Raw genomic sequence first — 414 nt, 5'->3', positions numbered from 1 at the left:
AGGAAGAATCCCTATGGGGTGGAAGCGCTGATCAGGGGGAGAGAATATGTGAAGAGAAGATATCCGGAGATTGTGACAGACCGGACGAACATCGAGGAAATCATGCTGTATTCTGTGAGGAGGGATAGAAAATGAAAGGACTGCTGATCAAGGATTACTATATTTTGCGGCAGAGTATAAAATCCATGCTGTTTATTCTGGTAGTATGGTCCCTCGTCTTTCTGGGCGGCAGGAAGACGGGAATGTTCCTGATTCCCATGTTTATCATGGTAGCAGGCATCAATGTGCTGAATCTGTTTTCTTATGACAGGCAGACAAAGTGGGAGACGTATGTGCTGACCTTACCGGTTCCGCGCTGGAAAATGGTGTTGGAAAAGTATTTTTACGCAGTCTGCATTTCCACCTTTTTCGGAC

At 45.9% G+C, this 414-nt stretch carries 1 protein-coding gene; it reads left to right on the top strand.

Translation table 11 applies throughout. The annotated features are described in order from the left end of the window. Nucleotides 1-131: 131 nt before the first annotated feature. A partial coding sequence (locus tag NE664_14685; GenBank protein MCQ4727881.1) for an ABC-2 transporter permease occupies nt 132-414 on the top strand: 283 nt, incomplete at its 3' end.

It is taken from the genome of Anaerotignum faecicola (assembly GCA_024460105.1).
Lineage (GTDB): Bacteria > Bacillota > Clostridia > Lachnospirales > Anaerotignaceae > JANFXS01.
This window is presented reverse-complemented; position numbering and strand designations above follow the sequence as displayed.